This window comes from Methyloversatilis discipulorum, assembly GCF_018780585.1.
In the GTDB taxonomy this organism is placed as follows: domain Bacteria; phylum Pseudomonadota; class Gammaproteobacteria; order Burkholderiales; family Rhodocyclaceae; genus Methyloversatilis; species Methyloversatilis discipulorum_B.
The window spans coordinates 24,186-41,219 of sequence record NZ_JADMJL010000007.1; the positions used below are offsets into that span (position 1 = coordinate 24,186).

Below are 17,034 nucleotides of genomic sequence, written 5' to 3' on the forward strand. Positions count from 1 at the left end.
CACCACGCATACCGGGGGTTCCGCATGGACATGAGCATCGCCGACGAGCTGTCGCCGGAAGAGGCGCTGGCGCTGATCGAAGGACTGGAGATGGAGGAGACACCCATGGTCGCGCCGGCCATCGCTCCGGCTCCATCGACCGTTCCTGCAACGCGCGTGGTGCCGGCTGCGCGGCCGGCACTGGAGGTCGCGCTGGAGCACGATCTGGGCGCGCTGGTCATGGACGTGCTGAAGCTCGAAGCCACCGACTTCTCACCGACGCGCTCGCTGATGGACTACGGCATGGATTCGATCTCGTCCACCGAGATCGGCAACCGCTTCACGGCGCGCTTCGGCATCGTCATTCCGCCCACCGTGTTCTTCGAATTCCAGGATCTGCGCGGTCTCACCCGCTATCTGCTGAAGAATCACGACGCCGACGTGAAGCGCGTGCTGGGTGACCTCGAAGGTTCGGTCGCCGTCGCGCCAGCCGCCGCCGCGGCCCGTGCCCCCGAACCTGTCCGGACAGCTCCCGCCCCGGTCCCGGTCCCGGCTCCCCGCCCGGCGCCCGTTGCCGCGGCGCCGTCGCCGGCACTGCGGGCGGTGACCGCGGCGGCCGACGCGCCGCTGTCGATCGAGGCGCTGTGGGCGGAGCAGGGCGGGGCCGCTGCGCCGGTGTCCGTCGTTCCGCCTGCACCCGTTCCCGCACCCTTACGCGTACCCGTCGCCCGGCAGCAGGACACCACCGCCCCGGAAGGCGGCGTGCGCCAGCCCTCGCGCGAACATCTGGATGCACAGCAGGCCGTCGTCGATCAGGCGCGTTCGGTCAGCGTGCAGGGTCGTTCCGGCCGCACCATCGAGGCGGCGGTCTACGGACGGGGCCGGCCTGTGCTGCTGCTCGGCGGCCTGGTCATGCACACCTCGGTCATGTGGCGGCTGCAGCTGCGCGAACTGGGCGAGCATTACCGGCTGATCGCCTATCACATGCCGGGCTGCGGCCGTACCGACTTCTACAGCCCGCTGACGTTGTCGTCGATGGCGGACGACGTGGCCGAACTGCTGGATGGCCTGGGCATCAGCGAACCGCTGCCGGTGATCGGCTATTCCTTCGGCGGCGTGCTGGCGCAGCGCTTCTGCGTCGACCATCCGCAGCGCGTGTCCGCGCTGGTGGCGACGGTCACCTCGCCGTTCGCGCAGGGCGCCAACGATTTCGCCACGCTGATGCGCGAGCTGCAGATGAGCGAGCGCTTCATGGAACTGAACCGCGGCTGGAACATTCCGTCGCTGCCGGCCTACCAGGCCGTCGTTGGTGCCTTCGACCACCGCGAGGCGCTGTCCGCGCTGCGTTGCCCGGCGCTGGTGATCAGCGGGCGCGATGACCGCTACATGCAGCCGGCCTATGGCCGCGCGCTGGCCGACGCGCTGCCCGGTGCGCGCTACGTCTGCTTCCCGGGCGCCGGCCATCTGCTGGGCTTTACCCATTTCGAGGCCTACAACCGTCTGCTGCTGCGTTTCCTCGACGAAGTGGCGCCGGCGCGCGGCGAGGTGGCGGGTGTGCCCGCACTGGTGCCGGCCAGCGTTTTCGCACCGGCCGACGCCGACGCGCTGCAGGTGCTGGAGGACTATGTGCGCCGCGGCGATCAGGGGCACTGCGCCATCCTGTCGCCGCAGTCGGCCCAGGTCGCGCTGCTGCTCAACCGCATCCAGGCACAGAACAAGAGCGGCGACGAGGACTACCGCTGCCTGTTCCTGACCTCGCAGCACGAGGCGCTCGACGCCGCGCTGCGCCTGGCCCGGCACCGCGCGCGCAACCGCGACGCCGACAGCAGCGGCGAACTGCTGCTGATCGACGCAGGAGAAGGCTGGCGTCGCTACTTCGATCCGCTGGACGCGGGTCCGGACGACGCACTGGTCCCGGGTGTGGTGTTCGTGTCCACCGTGCTCGAAGCGATCGAGCGGCTGGAAGGCGGCGCCTCGCCGGTGGCGGCCGTGCTGGTGTGCGATGCCTTCACGCCGGCCGAGGACGCCGACCGCCTGATCGCCGCCTGCGCCGCGTGCGAGGTGCTCAGCGTGCTGGTCGACAACAACGATCCGGACACTGCGGCTGCGGAGTGGATCGCGCCGTCCTGCCGCGAGCGCGCCGACATGATCGTGCTCGGCGAATCGATGGCCGCGAGCCGGGTGCCGGTGGCCGCCTGCATGGTGCGCGCGCCGGTACACCAGACCTGGAGCATGACGCCCAGCGAAAGCTATGTGCGCAACGTGATGACCAGCTTCGGCTTCCCGCTGGCGGTGGCGCGCGAGGCACTGCTCCGGGCCTTCGGCGATCGCATCGACGCCGCTACGCACCGGCTGATGCGGCGCATCGACGCCGACGTCGACGCCTGCTACGACGCGCACCTGCGCTGGGGCAATTCGGGGTATGCGCGGGTGGCGCGACTGCACGGCTTCGACGCGCGCTTCGAGGCGGCACGCGGCATGAAGTCGCTGCTGCGCGACCGCGACGGCACCGCGCGCACGGTACTCGACTGCTTCGTGAACGTGGGCACCAGTCCGCGCGGCCTCAATCCGCTGGACGTGATCGACGGCGTGGTGCGCGCGCACGACGCGAACACCGACTACTGGGGCGAACTGGCTGCGCTGCTCAGTGCGCGCACCGGTCTTCCGCATGCCTTCCCGGCCTCCAGCAACGTGACCGCGGTCGAGGTGGCGCTGACGCTGGGCGCGCTCGCCCGCCCGCAGAAGCGCCGCATGCTGTTCTTTTCCGGAGGTCTCGGCTTCTCGATGCTGAGCGCGGTCGCTTCGCACGACGCGGTGTTCGACATCTTCCGCAAGCCCTTCGAGCCTCTGTACCGGCACAGCGTATTCATCGACGCGCACGCGCCGGACGCGGCGCAGAAGCTCGAAGCCGAACTGCTGTCCGGCGACATCGGCTTGGTGTGGTTCGAAACCATACAGGTGGACGCCAACGCCACCCGCCCGCTGCCGCCGCATCTGGTCGAACTCATCGTCCGTCACCGCGAAGCCGGCGGCTATCTGGTCGGGGTGGATGAAACCCAGACCAATCTGATGACCGGCCGCCTGCTGCATAGCGCGCCGCAGGTGCCGTCGCCCGACCTGGTCGCGCTGGGCACCGCGCTGTGCGATTCGCTGGTGCCGGCCGGTGTCGTGCTGTGCAGCGACGCGCTACGGCAGCGCGCGCAGCAACGTTCGCCGGCCCGCGTGCAGGAACTGGCTGGCCGCCAGCGCTGCCCGCTGTCGGCACACATTTCGCTGCACGCGCTGCGCAAGGTGTTCGAGCAGGAACTCGATGAACGTGCGCGCATCACCGGCGCATCCTTCCGCTCCAAGCTGACGGCGCTGCAGCGCGAACTGCCGATGATCACCGCCGTGCGCGGCGAAGGCCTGCTGCTCACCATCGATCTCGACCTCGCGGGCGCCGATCCCTTTCTGCAGCGCAGCTTCGGCTACCTGCTGTGGGGCGCCATGCTGCGCGACCCGGTGCAGGGCGTGGCGGTCGCGGTCTGCCCCATCCACAACAACAGCCTGCGTTTCCTGCCGCCGCTGGACATCGCCGACGCCGAGATCGACCTCATCGTCGACAGCCTGCGCCGCCATCTGTCCGGCGGCATCGCGCCGGTGGTGCTCGACTGCGCGGCGCATTCGGCGCGCATCGGCGAAGCGCGCACCGCCGCATTCCTGAAGTCCCTCGTCCCCACCGAAAACAAGGAGGTCCGTCGCATGAGTGCTCCCCGTTCACTGTCCGCGCCGCCGGTCGCACGCGAATTCACCCGCGCCTTCGTCGAACGCATTCCGGGCGGCGCACGCATGCTCGAACGCCTGCGCGGCAAGGGCCGCTCGCCGCGCCAGCTGCCACGCGTGTGCGTGGTCGGCGCCGGCGTCGGCGGCATTTCCATCGGCAAGGCGCTGACCGAATACGGCATCCCCTTCGACTGCTTCGATGGACGCGACCGCATCGGCGGCATCTGGGCCTTCGATCCGGATCGCAAGTTCACCTCGGTGTGGCATGCGATGAACCAGAACACGCCGCGTGGCCTGTACCAGTACACCGACTTCCCGATGCCGGACGACTACCCGGATTTCCCGTCGCACCAGCAGGTGCATGCCTATCTGGAGCGCTATGTCGAGCACTTCGGCTTCCGCGAGTGCATTCAGCTGAACACCCAGGTCACGCGCGCCGAGCGCATCGGTGACAAGGGCTGGCGGGTCACGCTGGACAGCGGCGAGGTGCGCCACTACGACGCGCTGGTGGTGGCCAACGGTCACCACAACGAACCGAACTTTCCGGACTACTACTATCGCGACGTCTTCGACGGCGAATCCATCCACTCGCAGCACTACCGCTACCGCGAGGACTACCGCGACAAGGACGTGCTGGTCGTCGGGGTCGGCAACAGCGGTTCGCAGGTGGCGGTCGACATCAGCCACGCGGCGAAGTCGACCTGCATTTCGCTGCGCCGAGGTGTGTACGTGCTGCCGCACTACCTGCTGGGGCTGCGTATGGACCGCGCGATGGCCTTCCTGAACGACTGGTGGTTCAAGAAGATCCTGCCCTATCCGCTGTTCAACCTGGTGCACACCGGTCTGTACAAGGCGCTGATCCAGCGCCACAGCAGCATGGGCATGCCCAAGCCCGATCACCTGATGATGTCCAGCCTGCCGACGCTGTCGGAGAACTTCGCCAACCGCATCGGCGACGGCAAGCTGAAGATCGTGCCCGAGGTGAAGCACATCAAGGGCCGCAAGGTGTTCTTCGCCGACGGCAGCGTGTGCGAGTTCGACGCCATCGTCTATTCGACCGGATTCAAGACCACCTTCCCCTTCCTCGACAAGCAGTTCCTGAACGCCGACGACAACAAGGTGCCGATGTTCAAGCGCATCTTCGTGCCGGGCGTGGACAACCTCGCCTTCATCGGCCTGTTCCAGGCGGTGACCTGGGGCTTCCTCGACATGATGGAGGCGCAGTCGAAGCTGGTGGCCGAGCACTTTGCCGGCTTCTATCGTCAGCCCGATGTCGCGGCGCAGAAGCGCGACATCGAGCGCGAGCAGAAAATCATCCGCCGCGAGTATCTGGCGACGCTGCGCAACAACTACGAAATGCACGGCCCGACCTATATGCACGAGCTGGCGAAGGAACATGGCCGCGGCCGTGCGCGCGCCCGCAAGGCCGGTCTGCCGATGCCTTGCCCGGCCAGCGGCGTGCCGGTGACCGACGAGAGCACGTCGCAGGACGTGCCGGCGCTGGCCGGAGCAACGGTGTGATGCAGCCGTCCGCGGCCATCGCCATCGTCGGCCTTGCGGCGCGTCTGCCCGGTGCGCCGGATGTCGCCAGCTTCTGGCAGACGCTGCTCGGCGACGCAGCGGCCATCGCCGAGGTGCCGCCGTCACGCTGGGACTGGCGCGCGCATTACGCGCCGCCGGGCGGCGCGGCGAATACCGCCTACTCGACGGTGGGCGGGTTCATCGACGACGTGGATGCCTTCGATCTGCGCCATTTCGGCATCGCGCCGCGCGAAGCCGAGGCGATGGACCCGATGCAGCGGCTGTTCCTGCAGTCCGCATGGACCGCGCTGGAGGACGCCGGCATCGCGCCGCGCAGCCTGTCCGGCCGGCGTGTCGGCGTGTTCGCTGGCGTCGGCAATGCCGAGTACACGTCGCTGATGCGTGCCGCGCACTGCGACAACGACGCCTACCGTGCGACCGGCATGGCGCTGACGCTGGTCGCCAACCGGCTGTCCTATGTGCTGAACCTGCGCGGCCCGAGCCAGGTGGTCGATACCGCCTGCTCCGGTTCGCTGGTTGCGGTCCATCGCGCCATCGAGCAGCTGCGTCTCGGCCAGTGCGAACTGGCGCTGGCCGGTGGCATCAGCCTGATGCTGAGCCCGGAACTGCATGTCGCCTTCAGCCAGGCCGGCATGCTGAGCAGCGCCGGGCGCTGCCGGCCCTTCGACGCCGAAGCCGACGGCTATGTGCGCGGCGAGGGCGCCGGCGTGGTGGTGCTGAAGCGGCTGGACGACGCGATGCGCGACGGCGATTTCATCCACGCCTGCATTCTCGCCTCGGCCGAGAACCACGGCGGCCGCGCACACAGCCTGACCGCGCCCAGCTTCAAGGGGCAGGCCGAAGTCGTCGCTGCGGCCTGGCAGGCGGCCGGTCCGGCCGTGCGTCATCTGTCGCACATCGAGACGCATGGCACCGGTACGCCGCTGGGCGATCCGATCGAGATCGCCGGGCTGAACGAGGCGCTGCGTCAGTGCCGCGGCGTCGATCCCGAATGCACGCCGGCCGGCGACATCCGGCTCGGCGCGCTGAAGGCGCGCATCGGCCACCTCGAAGCGGCGGCCGGCATCGCCGGTCTGATCAAGACCGTGCTCGCGCTGCGGCACGGGCTGATTCCGGGCCATCCAGCGTTCGTCCGCGCCAATCCGCAGCTCGAACTGAGCGGCTCGCCGCTGCGCATCGTCGACCGTCCGCAGCCCTGGGGCGAAGGGCCGCTTGTGGCGGGGGTCAGTTCATTCGGTTTCGGCGGCGTCAACGCGCACGTCGTGCTGCAGGCGCAGCCTGTGCCGGTGTGGCCGGCCGGTGCTGGCGAGGCCGAGGTCGTGCTGCTGTCGGCGCGTGACGCCGACACGCTGCGCGCCCGCGCGGTGCAGCTGTTCGACTACCTGTACCCGCAGGTGCAGCCACACGCGCTGCTTGCGCTGCACCGGGCCGCCGGTGTGCGCGACTTTGATGCGCAGTGGCAGGCGCTCGGTGTCGATGCGGACTCGATGGTGCGCGCTGCCGATGCGGCCGCGCAGGCGCTGGGCATCGATGCCGCGCGGCTCGATCTGCGCGACTGCCTGAACTGGGGTGAGGTCGCGGCCGCGCTGAGCGAAGCCTTGCCCGCAACGGATGCGCCGGCGCGGCTGTCCGCCGACGCCAGCCTGCCGCGGCAGGTGCTGGCGCCGACGCTGCATGCGCTTGCCGGCTCGCTGTTCCTCGGCCGCGATTTGCAATCGCATCGGCTTGCCATTGCGGCCGAGGATTTCGGCGAACTGGCGCTGCAGTTGGCGGCGTGGCTTTGCAGTGCGCCCGCCCCCTTGGCCGTTGCCGCACAGAGCGCGAAGGACGGCGGTGGCGAAAGGCCGTTGCCTGACTGGCAGAGCGCAAGCGGGCTGGCCGACTGGCTGCGTGTTGAACTTGCCTTTCCCGCGTTGAGCGAACAGCTGTCCGCGCGCTACGTCGCGGGTTGTCTGGCGCGCGTGCCACTGCCCACACTGCCGTTCCGTCGCGATCGTGTGTGGTTCAAGGCGGCGGCGCCGGTTGCCCCGCCGCCCGCCGCCGAGGAGTCGCACGACATCGACGCATTGCTCGGCCCCTGGACCACCTTCCTCGGCCGCAGGCCTGCCTGCCTGCCTTCGCTGCTGCCTTGGCCGAGCCATGCCGGCACGAGTGGCGCCGTCAGTTTCATCGGTGTCGCCTGGGCCGCTGCATCGCCGCGTCACCTGCGAGTGACGCCGACCCGCGCGGACGGCGGTTTGCGCTATCGCGCACAGACGGATGATGGCGCGCAGACCCTGCTGCGCGTCGAGCGCGTCGTCACCGGTGGCGGAGCAGAGGCGGTGACCGGTAGTCCGCATGCCTTCACGATGGACATCGACGTGTCGCCGTCGCACGACGCGCGCGCGCTGTGGATGCACTGGACGGTTGCCGTCACGCGTGCGTTGCAGGCCATGTTCCGCGACGTCACTGCGGTGCCGCTGCTGCCCTACCGCGCGGCGCGGGTGAGCTGGGCCGAAGTGCCGAAGAGCGGTCCGCAGCGCCTGCTGCTGGCCGTTGACGCCGACAGCGGACGCGTCGGCGTGCGCGGCGAAATCGACGGACGCGCGGTGCTGCAGATCGATGGTCTGGAACTGCGCGAGGCACGCTGGCTGGCGCAGCCATCGACGACCGGCGCGGAGATGCTGTCATGAAGGCGGTCGTCTTCCCCGGTCAGGGCGCACAGCGCAAGGGCATGGGCGTCGAACTGCTCGAGCGCTATCCGCGGCTGGTCGAGCAGGCCGATGCGGTGCTCGGCTACAGCCTGCACGATCTGTGCACAGAAGGTGCCGACCGTCTGATCGACACCCGCTACACACAGCCGGCGCTGTTCGTCACCGGCTATCTCGGCTACCTGGATCACGCGCACCGGCATGGCGCGCCGGCCATGCTGGCCGGCCACAGCATCGGCGAGTTCGTTGCGCTGGCGGCGGCCGGCGCGCTCGACTTCATCGACGCACTGCGTCTGGTCGACCGGCGTGCCCGCATCATGGCCGCCATCCGCGACGGCGCGATGGCGGCGGTCATCGGCCCCGGGCGCGACGAGGTGGACGCGTTGATCGCGCGCCTGGGCGTCGATGGACTGGAGATCGCGAACGAGAACAGTCCCACGCAGACCATCGTCGCCGGGCTGTCGGGCGAGATCGATGCCTTCGTCGAGCGCTGCCGCGAAGCCGGCACGCGGGCGGTGCGCCTGCGCGTCAGCGGTGCCTTCCATTCGCGCCACATGCGGCCAGCGGCTGCCGAGTTCGCGCAGACGCTGCGCGAAACGCCGTTCCAGGCCCCGCGCATTCCGGTCATCGCCAATGTGACCGCACGGCCGCATGACGCGCGGATCGCCGACGTGATGGCCGCTCATCTCTACAGCCCGGTGCGCTGGATGCAGTCGGTGCACGCCATGCTCGACGCCGGCGTGACCGAGTTCGTCGAGATCGGCCCGGCGCCGGTGCTCGGACCGATGATCGACGAGATCCGAGCCGGCTGGCGACCGCAGCGACGCGCAGCGGTGGCGGAGGTGCACTGGCCCGAGTTCGCACCGCCCCCGGTTGCAGGTGCTCACGCCGCACTGGCCGCCGCGCTGCACCGGCTGTACGTCGAGCCGGCTGCCAGTGCCGCCGACTGGGCCGCGCTGTGGCCGTGCGGACTCGATGTCGCAGGCTGGCCGCCGCTCGAACTGGCGGCCACGCCGCGCGCCGTGCGCCGGCAGGTCCGCCGCGCACTGGCAACCCTGATTCCGGCGGCCGCGTCCGCGCAGCACGCCGACCCGTCTTCACCCTTGCACGGACGACACCCATGAGCACCGAACACGACATCGCGGACTTCATCACCACCTTCATCGCCGACCGTACCGGCGTACCCGCGCACGACATCGAGCCGGAGGAAAACCTCGGCAGCTACGGACTGGGTTCGATGCAGGCGGTCGATCTCGTCGGCTCGCTGGAAGACCGCTACGGCGTGTCCTTGCCGCCGGCGCTGGTGTTCCAGTACCCGACCGTGCGCGAGTTGTCGCTTGCCGTTGCACAGCGCGCCGCCGCGACGACGGGAGCCTGAACATGGATGCGCGCATCGAAACCGACGATCTCGCTGCCGGCCTTTACGACGAGGTGTCCGCGCTGTCGGTCACCGACATCCTGCAGCGGCGTGCGGAGCGACACCCGCAGCGGGTGCTGTTCCGCTTCCTCGACGAGCACGGCCGCGAGGAGGACGTGCTCACCTACGGCGACGCCTGGCGGCGCAGCACGGCGATCGCGGCCGTGCTGGCGGCGCACGGCGGGCCGGGCGACCGCGTTGCGCTGTTCTATCCGGCCGGTCTGGATTTCATCGTCGCCTTCTTCGGCTGCCTGCTGGCCGGGCGCGTCGCGGTGCCGCTCAATCTGCCGAGCCGGCGCCGCGTCGACCGTTGCCTGCGCATCCTGCGCGACTGCGGCTGCCGGCGTGCGCTGACCGTGTCGTCGCTGGAGGCCGGGCTGCGCGACATCCTGTCGGTCGACGCCGATCTGCCGCTGGCCTGGCTCGCCACGGACGCGCTGCGCGAAGAAGCCGAAGCGGCCGGCATCGTGCCGCCGCCGGCCGACGAGCGCATCGCCTTCCTGCAGTACACCTCCGGCTCGACTTCGCATCCGAAGGGCGTCATGGTGAGCCAGCTCAACATCACCACCAACCTGCGCATGATGCGCACCGCCTGGGAACTGGACCACACGTCGAACACGGTGTTCTGGCAGCCGCACCATCACGACATGGGCCTCATTCTCGGCCAGCTGCTGCCGGTCATGCTGGGCAACGAAACGGTGCTGATGGGCCCAAACACCTTCGTCCGCCAGCCGCTGATCTGGCTCGATGCGATCTCGCGCTATCGCGCGGTGCTGGCCGGTGGGCCGAACTTCGCCTACGAGCTCGCAGCGCAGCGCTGGCAGCCCGGCCGGCTCGACGGCTGCGACCTGTCCAGCTGGCGCATCGCGCTGAATGGCGCCGACGTCGTGCGCGCGGCGACGCTGGAGCGCTTCGCCGCCACCTTCGGCGCGCTCGGCTACCGGCCCACCACCATGCTGCCGTGCTATGGCCTGGCCGAGGCGACACTGTTCGTGTCCGGCGGCCCGGTCTACGAAATGCCGCGCGTGCGCAGCATCGATGCACACGCCGCCGAGACCGAAGGCCGCGTGCGCGACGATCTGGGGGCCAGCGGACGTACCGTGGTCGGCTGCGGCCTGCCGTCGGACGAGATCGAGGTCGCCATCGTCGATCCGGCGAACGGCGAGCGGCTCGGCTGCGATCGCCTGGGTGAGGTGTGGGTGTCGGGCGACACCAATGCGCTGGGCTACTGGCAGCTGCCGGAGCAGAGTGCGGCCACCTTCGGCGCCGAGATTGCCGGCGAGCCGGGTCGTCGCTACATGCGCACCGGCGACATCGGCTTCATCGGTGCCGACGACGGCCAGATCTATCTGTGCGGGCGGATGAAGGACCTGCTCATCGTCGATGGCCGCAACCTGCATCCGGAGGACGTTGAATACACCATCGTCGAGTCGCATCCGCTGATCAAGCCGCAGAGCTGCGCGGTGTTCGAGGACGACCGCGGCGAGCAGCGCCGGCTGGTGGCGGTGATCGAAGCCGACCGCGAACTGAAGCGGGCACTGCCGGAGATCGCGAGGGCGCTGCGCATGCAGGTGCGGCGCGCGGTGTCGGAAGAGCACGGCGTGGCCATCGCCGACATCGTGTTCATCGCGCCGGCGACCTTGCGCAAGACCACCAGCGGCAAGGTGCAGCGCAGTCTGATGAAGCAACTGCATCAGCAGTCTGCGCTCGACGTGATCGACGTGGCGGTGGCGCTCGATGCCGCCTGAGACCGCAGCCGGACGGCTGGTGCGCATCTGCGACGCCGGTGCCGGCGCACCGGTGGTGCTGGCCGTGCCCTACGCCGGTGGCAGTGCGCAGTCCTTCTTCGCCTGGAAGCCGCTGCTCGACGGACAGCTCACGCTGCTGGCACTCGAACTGCCCGGGCGCGGTCGCTGCTACGGCCAGCCGATGCCGTCGTCGCTGCTCGCGCTGGCCGATGGGCTGGCGCAGACGCTGGCCACCGAAGGCGTGCAGCCGGACCTGCTGTTCGGTCACAGCCTCGGGGCGCTGATCGCTTTCGAACTGCTGCGCGCGCTGCGCCGTCGCGGCCGGTCGCTGCCGGCTGCGGCGCTGATGTCGGGCCGCATCGCGCCTTCGCATCCGCGCACCTTCGGGTTGCCGCGCTTCGGGCGTGAGGATCTGGTCGAGTATCTGCGCGACCTCGGTGGCACGCCGGACAGCGTGCTGAACAACGACGCGGTGATCGACATGATGCTGCCGGTGCTGCAGCAGGATCTCGAACTGATTGCCGGCTATGACTACGCGCGGGCGGCGCCGCTGGATATCGACCTGACCGTTGCCGGCGGTTTCGACGACGGGCGTGTGCCGCTGTCCGGCCTGCTCGGCTGGCACGAGGAATGCACCGGGCGCTTTGCGCTGCACATGCATCCGGGCGGTCACTTCTTCGTCGAAACCGAGCGCGCCGCGATGGCCACCCTGTTGTGCGAGCTGGCCGCGCGCGGTCCGCGCGCCAAGGCAGCCTGACGGTGCACAGGCTCCCCTCGGGCACCCTGCGGGTGTTCGTATCGCCGATGGCGGCCTACGATGCCGTCAGCCTGCGCCAGCTCGAACGCGCGGTGCTGGTGCCCGAGGAACAGCGCCGTTCGCGCGCCATCCTGCGCGCGCCCAGTCGCGACGCCTTCATCGCAGCGCACGCGCTGAAGCGTCTCGTGATGCGCGCGCTGCTCGGCCACGCCCCGAACTTTGCCTGTGAGGCGGGCGGCAAGCCGGTGCTTGCGGGCAATACGCTGCACTTCAACATCAGCCACTGCGACAGCCATGTCGCGCTGGCGCTGTGCGGCAGCGCACCGGTGGGCGTCGACGTCGAGTCGGTGCCCATGCGGGTGTCGATGCCGCAGGTCATGCAGGCCGCTCTGACGGCGAGCGAACGCTCGCGCGTGATGGCGGAGAGCGACCCCGAGCGCTCCTTCCTGATCCACTGGACGGCGAAGGAGGCCTACGTGAAGGCCACCGGCGAAGGTCTGGCGCGCGGTTTCGACACGCTCACGCTGGGTGCAGGTGCCGGGCCGCTTCATCTGCTCGGCGAGCGGGTCGCCGCGCACAGTCTGCACTGCCGCTCAGCCCGCGAGCACGTGCTGTCGGTCTGCGCCTTGGGCGAAAAGGAAGACGCTGTGCAGGAGGTGCGGATCGAGTCGGTCATCTGTTCGCTGCGCGGTGTCGAGGTCCTGCGCGCGCGGTAGCGCAGCCTCGCTGCCCCGGCCATCGATCAAAAGATGATAGGAATGATTCGCACTCCTGTTTGATCGGACTGTGGGATACTTTCGCGCATCCGAATCCGGCCGCTCCAATGACAGACCCTTCCAGCTCTGCCGTCCTGACGTCGACGCTGCGTGCCGTGCTGCGCCCGATGGTGCGCCTGATGCTGGCGCGCGGCGTCACCTTGCCGCTGGCGGTCGAATTGCTGAAGCGCGTCTACGTGCAGGTCGCAATCGAGGATGCGGGACGCGACGGACCGGTCACTGACAGCCGGGTGAGCCTGCAGACCGGCGTGCATCGCAAGGACGTCAAGCGGCTGCGCAGTCTGCCCAGCGCGCACGCAGATCTGCCGCGCAATGTGTCGCTTGGCGCGCAACTGATCAGCCGCTGGCTGGGGCAAGCGCCCTGGCGTGATGCGACCGGCGGGGCACGACCCTTGCCGCGGTTGGCGAGTGCCGGCGGCGGTGTATCTTTCGAGGCGCTGGTTGCGTCGGTGAGCAAGGACATTCGTGCGCGACCCGTGCTGGACGAATGGCTGCGACTGGGGATTGCCCACCTGAATACGCGCGACGAGGTCGTGCTGAACACCGGTGCTTTCGCGCCTCAGGACGGCGCCGACGAACAGCTCGCGCGTTTCGCGCTGCACGTCGGTGACCACGCGATGGCGGCCGTGGACAATCTGCTTGGTCAGGGCGATTCGTGGTTCGAGCGCGGCGCGCATTATCGCGGGCTGTCGGCGGCGGCGGCGTCGGCGCTGCATGCACGGGCTTCGGAACTGGGTGCAAAGGCCCTGCAATCGCTGGAGCGCGATGCAGGCGCGGGCGCCCGGTCAGCCGACGATGCAGGTCGGCGACTTACGGTCGGCGTCTATGTCTACGCGGAGCACGACAGGCAGCGCTGAGCCTGACGTTTCAGTACGCAGTCAGCACGCCCAGCTGTTCGACCTGTCCGGCCAATGCGGCACCGAGCAGCGCGTGCTGGTCGGCGTCGAGGTGCACGCCGTCGTGCGGGCTGGCGCTGATCACGCGACCGGCGTCGAAGAAGGCGCAGCCCAGGTCTGCGCATACCGTCTGCAGCGCGTCGGCCAGACCGACGCATTTCGTGTCCCCGCCGACGAACTTCTCCGCGATCGGCCCTTTGGGCGAACTGATCGGCGGCGGCGCGACGACCAGAATCGGAGGCACCGGCATGCCGGGTTCGATCGGCGCTTCGCGGATCGCGCGCACCAGTGTTGCCGTGCCCTGGGCCGAGTGCCAGGCGGTGTGCGGGTGCATGGACTGGAAGTCGTTGGTGCCCAGCATCAGCACCACCAGCGACAGCGGTGAGTGGATCTCGATGCGCTGGGCCAGCCCCGTCAGGCCGTTGCGGCCCGGCTTGAACGGATCCTCCCACACGGTGCGGCGCCCGTTCAGACAGTCCTCGATCACGCGCACGCGGCGCCGGCCGCCGTTCAGCGCGTTCTCCATCACGCCCGGCCAGCGCCGGTCGAAGTCCAGACGCTGGCGCGTGGTCGGCACGATGCCCCAGGACAGCGAATCGGCATAGACAAGTATCTGCTGCATCAATGCCTCCATCAAAAAATTAAATGAATGCCGCGGGCAGTTTGACACGTCGCCGATGGTGCGATGCGGAAATGCCGTGCGCGTGCGTGCGGTCCGCCGGCAGCGTGGCTTGATCGTCCGTGTGGAGGCGCAGCAGCCGCTGTTCAGCATGTCCATGGAATCGACTTCTCCGGCTGGGCGATCCATTTTGAAACGGCGTGCAGACGCCATCTGTCACGAATTCGGTGACAGTTCCGGGTGCTCAAGGCAGTGCGGAGGACGCCGTAAAGTCGGTCGTTGCCTGCACTGGAGGAGAACCGGCGGGCAGCGACTTCCGTCCATCACCGCTGGAGAGACATCCATGACCAAGCGCTCCACGACCTTGCCCGACAGCCTGACCGAGCAGGCGGCGCCCCCTGCGCAGCGCGTCGACCTGCGGCGGTCGAACCCCATGCGCATGGGCAGCTTCGCCTTCTGTGCGCTGTTCTTCGTCCTGTTCGGGCTGGCCGCCGCCTTCGACCTGGTGAATCCGCGCGCCGCTGCGCTGCTGGCCTGCGTCGCCGGCGCGATGATCGCCTTCGCCGACGCGCTGTACATCCGCCAGATGGACCACACGATCGCGCTGATGGCGGATGCGCTGGCCGACAGCGGGCGCGACGTGAACGATCTGTCGAGCGAGTTCGTGCTGCCGGAAAGTTCGCCGGTCAAGGCGATCAGCAAGCTCATCGCCGAGCGCGACGGGCGCGTGCGCGACATGGTGTTCCGCGTGCGCCGCGGCACGCTGGGCGCGGCCTGCCACACAGCCCACCTGACCCGCTCGCTGCGCGATACGGCGGGTCTCGCGCAATCGCAGCGGGCGCTGGCCGAGCAGGTGTTCGCCGCCAGCGAAACCTCGCGCAGTGCGGTCGAGAGCGCACGTCAGCACGCCAATGATCTGGACGAGGCGACCACGCGCCACCTGCAGGCGGCGCGTGTGTCGCTGGAGGAACTGCAGTCGGCGGCCGCCCGCGTCGACGAATTCGAGGCGCGCGTGCAGGCCTTCAACCGCACGGTGCAGCAGCTGCAGAACCAGTCGACGGAAATCAGCCAGGTGGTGCAGATCATCAGCAGCATTTCCGACCAGACCAATCTGCTGGCGCTGAACGCATCGATCGAGGCGTCGCGCGCTGGCGAGAACGGTCGTAGCTTCGCCGTCGTGGCTGACGAAGTGCGTTCGCTCGCCGAGCAGGTCAAGGCGGCGACCGAAGGCGTAAGCCAGAACATCGACCGGATGAACCGGCTGGTCGCCGGCACGCGCAGCGAAACCGACGACATCCGCGACCACATCCTGGCGACCGGCGAGGCGGTGCGCCGCGCCTCCGGCCGCTTCGGCAGCATGGTGGGCGAGTACGAGGTGATGGGTGAGCGGATCGCGCGTACCGGTGACGCCATCCGCAGCCTGAGCGACACCAACGACCGCATCCATACGCTGGTCAGCGACATCCATACCGGCTGCGACCAGGTGGCCAGCCTGATGCTGGACGGCGAACAGAACCTGACCAAGGTGAGCCGCTCGACCGAACGCATCCAGGATCTGGCGGCCTCGTTCCGTGTCGGCTCCGACCAACTCGAATCCATCGTCGGCGTGCTCGGGCGCTGTCGCGACGAGTGCAGTGCCGCGGTGGCCGGTGCGGCCACCGTGCTGGTCGACGACGACGGCGAGGAGGTCGCGCCGCGCGCCGGTCGCGTCGCCACGCTGCCCGAACTCACGCGTGCGCTCAGCGCATTGCGCGGCGAGGTGAGCGCCCTGCGTTACGCGCTGGTGACCAATCCGGCGGGGCACGTGCTGGGCAGTACCGGCAACTGTCCGGCGCCGGCCGACATCGCCCAGCGCGCTGCGAAGAGCGAGCGCGCGCTGCTGATGCAGCCCTTCGCGGCCGACGACGGCACGCTGTATTTCGACATCGCCCTGCCGATCCGTCGCGGCGAGCGCAACTGGGGCACGCTGCGCGCCGGCGTGCCGGCCGAACTGATGCTGGCGGCCTGAGCCGCCGCCGCGACAACCGAGCTCGGGAGAACAGCATGCTTTCGCACGAACAGATGCAGCAGGCCGCCCAGGGCGGCCGCACGCAGCACGCGGTCTACGTCTATGAAGCGCCGGTGCGCCTGTGGCACTGGATCACCGTGCTGGCGATGACGGTGCTGATGGCGACCGGCTATTTCATCGGCACGCCTTTCCTGATGCTGCCGGGCGACGATGCCGGCATGTATCTGATGGGCTATGTGCGCTTCGCCCACTTCGCCGCCGGCTACATCCTCGCCGTCGGCTTCGCTGGACGCATCTACTGGGCGCTGGTCGGCAACGAGCACGCGCGGCAGATCTTCATGCCGCCGCTGTTCAAGCTGGCGTGGTGGAGCGAAGTCATGTTCGAACTGCGCTGGTATTTCTTTCTCGAGGACAGACCGAAGAAGTACGTCGGCCACAACCCGCTGGCCGCCGTGATGATGTTCTTCCTGTTCGTGCTCGGCACGCTGTTCATGATCTTCACCGGCTTCGCGCTGTACAGCGAAGGTGCCGGCCACGGTCACTGGAGCGGCGTCGTGTTCGGCTGGGTGCTGTGGCTGATCGGCGACAGCCAGACGGTGCACAGCCTGCACCGGCTCGGCCTGTGGCTGCTGCTCAGCTTCATCCTCGTCCATGTGTATGCCGCGCTGCGCGAGGACATCATGAGCCGGCAGAGCATCATTTCTACGATGATCAGCGGCTGGCGCTCGTTCCGCGATTGATCGGCGCTGCGCGTCGGCGGCGGTGCAGCGCGACGCAGGGCGCTGATTCAACTGAAAATTCCGTGCCGGATTTCGCTGCCGGGCGGGCGCTGTCAATTCC

The 17,034-nt window shown here is 69.0% G+C and carries 11 protein-coding genes; 10 read left to right on the forward strand and 1 reads right to left on the reverse strand.

Annotated elements, in window-relative coordinates; all coding sequences use genetic code 11:
• Positions 1 to 24: 24 nt before the first annotated feature.
• The 8 genes from IV112_RS02180 to IV112_RS02215 all read left to right on the forward strand — a co-directional run bounded on the left by IV112_RS02180 (position 25) and on the right by IV112_RS02215 (position 13,528).
• Positions 25 to 5,262, forward strand: a complete 5,238-nt coding sequence (locus tag IV112_RS02180; protein ID WP_304000814.1) for an alpha/beta fold hydrolase — start codon at positions 25 to 27, stop codon at positions 5,260 to 5,262.
• Positions 5,262 to 7,955 carry a polyketide synthase gene (locus IV112_RS02185; RefSeq protein ID WP_304000849.1) on the forward strand — a complete coding sequence of 898 codons (2,694 nt, stop codon included), beginning with the start codon at positions 5,262 to 5,264 and terminating at the stop codon, positions 7,953 to 7,955. Before IV112_RS02180 ends, IV112_RS02185 begins: the two co-directional genes overlap by 1 nt.
• Positions 7,952 to 9,097: an ACP S-malonyltransferase gene (gene fabD / locus IV112_RS02190; protein ID WP_304000815.1), complete on the forward strand. Its 1,146-nt coding sequence runs from the start codon at positions 7,952 to 7,954 to the stop codon at positions 9,095 to 9,097. The genes IV112_RS02185 and fabD overlap by 4 nt, the downstream gene beginning before the upstream one ends.
• Positions 9,094 to 9,351, forward strand: coding sequence for an acyl carrier protein (locus IV112_RS02195; protein ID WP_304000817.1), 258 nt, complete (start codon positions 9,094 to 9,096; stop codon positions 9,349 to 9,351). The genes fabD and IV112_RS02195 overlap by 4 nt, the downstream gene beginning before the upstream one ends.
• A gap of 2 nt (positions 9,352 to 9,353) precedes the next feature.
• Positions 9,354 to 11,138 carry a fatty acyl-AMP ligase gene (locus IV112_RS02200; RefSeq protein WP_304000818.1) on the forward strand — a complete coding sequence of 595 codons (1,785 nt, stop codon included), beginning with the start codon at positions 9,354 to 9,356 and terminating at the stop codon, positions 11,136 to 11,138.
• Positions 11,128 to 11,895, forward strand: a complete 768-nt coding sequence (locus tag IV112_RS02205; protein ID WP_304000820.1) for a thioesterase II family protein — start codon at positions 11,128 to 11,130, stop codon at positions 11,893 to 11,895. The genes IV112_RS02200 and IV112_RS02205 overlap by 11 nt, the downstream gene beginning before the upstream one ends.
• Positions 11,896 to 11,897: 2 nt before the next feature.
• Positions 11,898 to 12,611 carry a 4'-phosphopantetheinyl transferase family protein gene (locus IV112_RS02210; RefSeq protein ID WP_304000821.1) on the forward strand — a complete coding sequence of 238 codons (714 nt, stop codon included), beginning with the start codon at positions 11,898 to 11,900 and terminating at the stop codon, positions 12,609 to 12,611.
• Between the two features lie 107 nt (positions 12,612 to 12,718).
• On the forward strand, positions 12,719 to 13,528 hold the full coding sequence (locus tag IV112_RS02215; protein WP_304000822.1) for a DUF6502 family protein: 810 nt from the start codon (positions 12,719 to 12,721) through the stop codon (positions 13,526 to 13,528).
• Positions 13,529 to 13,538: 10 nt separating this feature from the next.
• On the opposite strand, the gene IV112_RS02220 is transcribed toward IV112_RS02215, so the two are convergent.
• A complete protein-coding gene (locus tag IV112_RS02220; RefSeq protein ID WP_304000824.1) occupies positions 13,539 to 14,189 on the reverse strand; it encodes an SGNH/GDSL hydrolase family protein in 651 nt (216 codons plus the stop codon).
• Positions 14,190 to 14,529: 340 nt separating this feature from the next.
• Here IV112_RS02220 and IV112_RS02225 point away from each other — a divergent pair, with 340 nt between their 5' ends.
• Both IV112_RS02225 and cybH read left to right on the forward strand, forming a co-directional pair.
• Entirely contained in the window at positions 14,530 to 16,194 is a 1,665-nt protein-coding gene (locus IV112_RS02225; RefSeq protein WP_304000826.1) for a methyl-accepting chemotaxis protein, read from the forward strand.
• Between the two features lie 35 nt (positions 16,195 to 16,229).
• Positions 16,230 to 16,934, forward strand: coding sequence for a Ni/Fe-hydrogenase, b-type cytochrome subunit (gene cybH, locus IV112_RS02230; RefSeq protein WP_304000828.1), 705 nt, complete (start codon positions 16,230 to 16,232; stop codon positions 16,932 to 16,934).
• The last annotated feature ends 100 nt before the right edge of the window (positions 16,935 to 17,034 follow it).

Bases quoted from the DNA above. Each gene is read 5' to 3' on its own strand.
- IV112_RS02180 (WP_304000814.1), top strand. From the start codon at position 25: ATGGACATGAGCATCGCCGACGAGCTGTCGCCGGAAGAGGCGCTGGCG.
- IV112_RS02185 (WP_304000849.1), top strand. From the start codon at position 5,262: ATGCAGCCGTCCGCGGCCATCGCCATCGTCGGCCTTGCGGCGCGTCTG.
- fabD (WP_304000815.1), top strand. From the start codon at position 7,952: ATGAAGGCGGTCGTCTTCCCCGGTCAGGGCGCACAGCGCAAGGGCATG.
- IV112_RS02195 (WP_304000817.1), top strand. From the start codon at position 9,094: ATGAGCACCGAACACGACATCGCGGACTTCATCACCACCTTCATCGCC.
- IV112_RS02200 (WP_304000818.1), top strand. From the start codon at position 9,354: ATGGATGCGCGCATCGAAACCGACGATCTCGCTGCCGGCCTTTACGAC.
- IV112_RS02205 (WP_304000820.1), top strand. From the start codon at position 11,128: ATGCCGCCTGAGACCGCAGCCGGACGGCTGGTGCGCATCTGCGACGCC.
- IV112_RS02215 (WP_304000822.1), top strand. From the start codon at position 12,719: ATGACAGACCCTTCCAGCTCTGCCGTCCTGACGTCGACGCTGCGTGCC.
- IV112_RS02220 (WP_304000824.1), bottom strand. From the start codon at position 14,189: ATGCAGCAGATACTTGTCTATGCCGATTCGCTGTCCTGGGGCATCGTG.
- IV112_RS02225 (WP_304000826.1), top strand. From the start codon at position 14,530: ATGACCAAGCGCTCCACGACCTTGCCCGACAGCCTGACCGAGCAGGCG.
- cybH (WP_304000828.1), top strand. From the start codon at position 16,230: ATGCTTTCGCACGAACAGATGCAGCAGGCCGCCCAGGGCGGCCGCACG.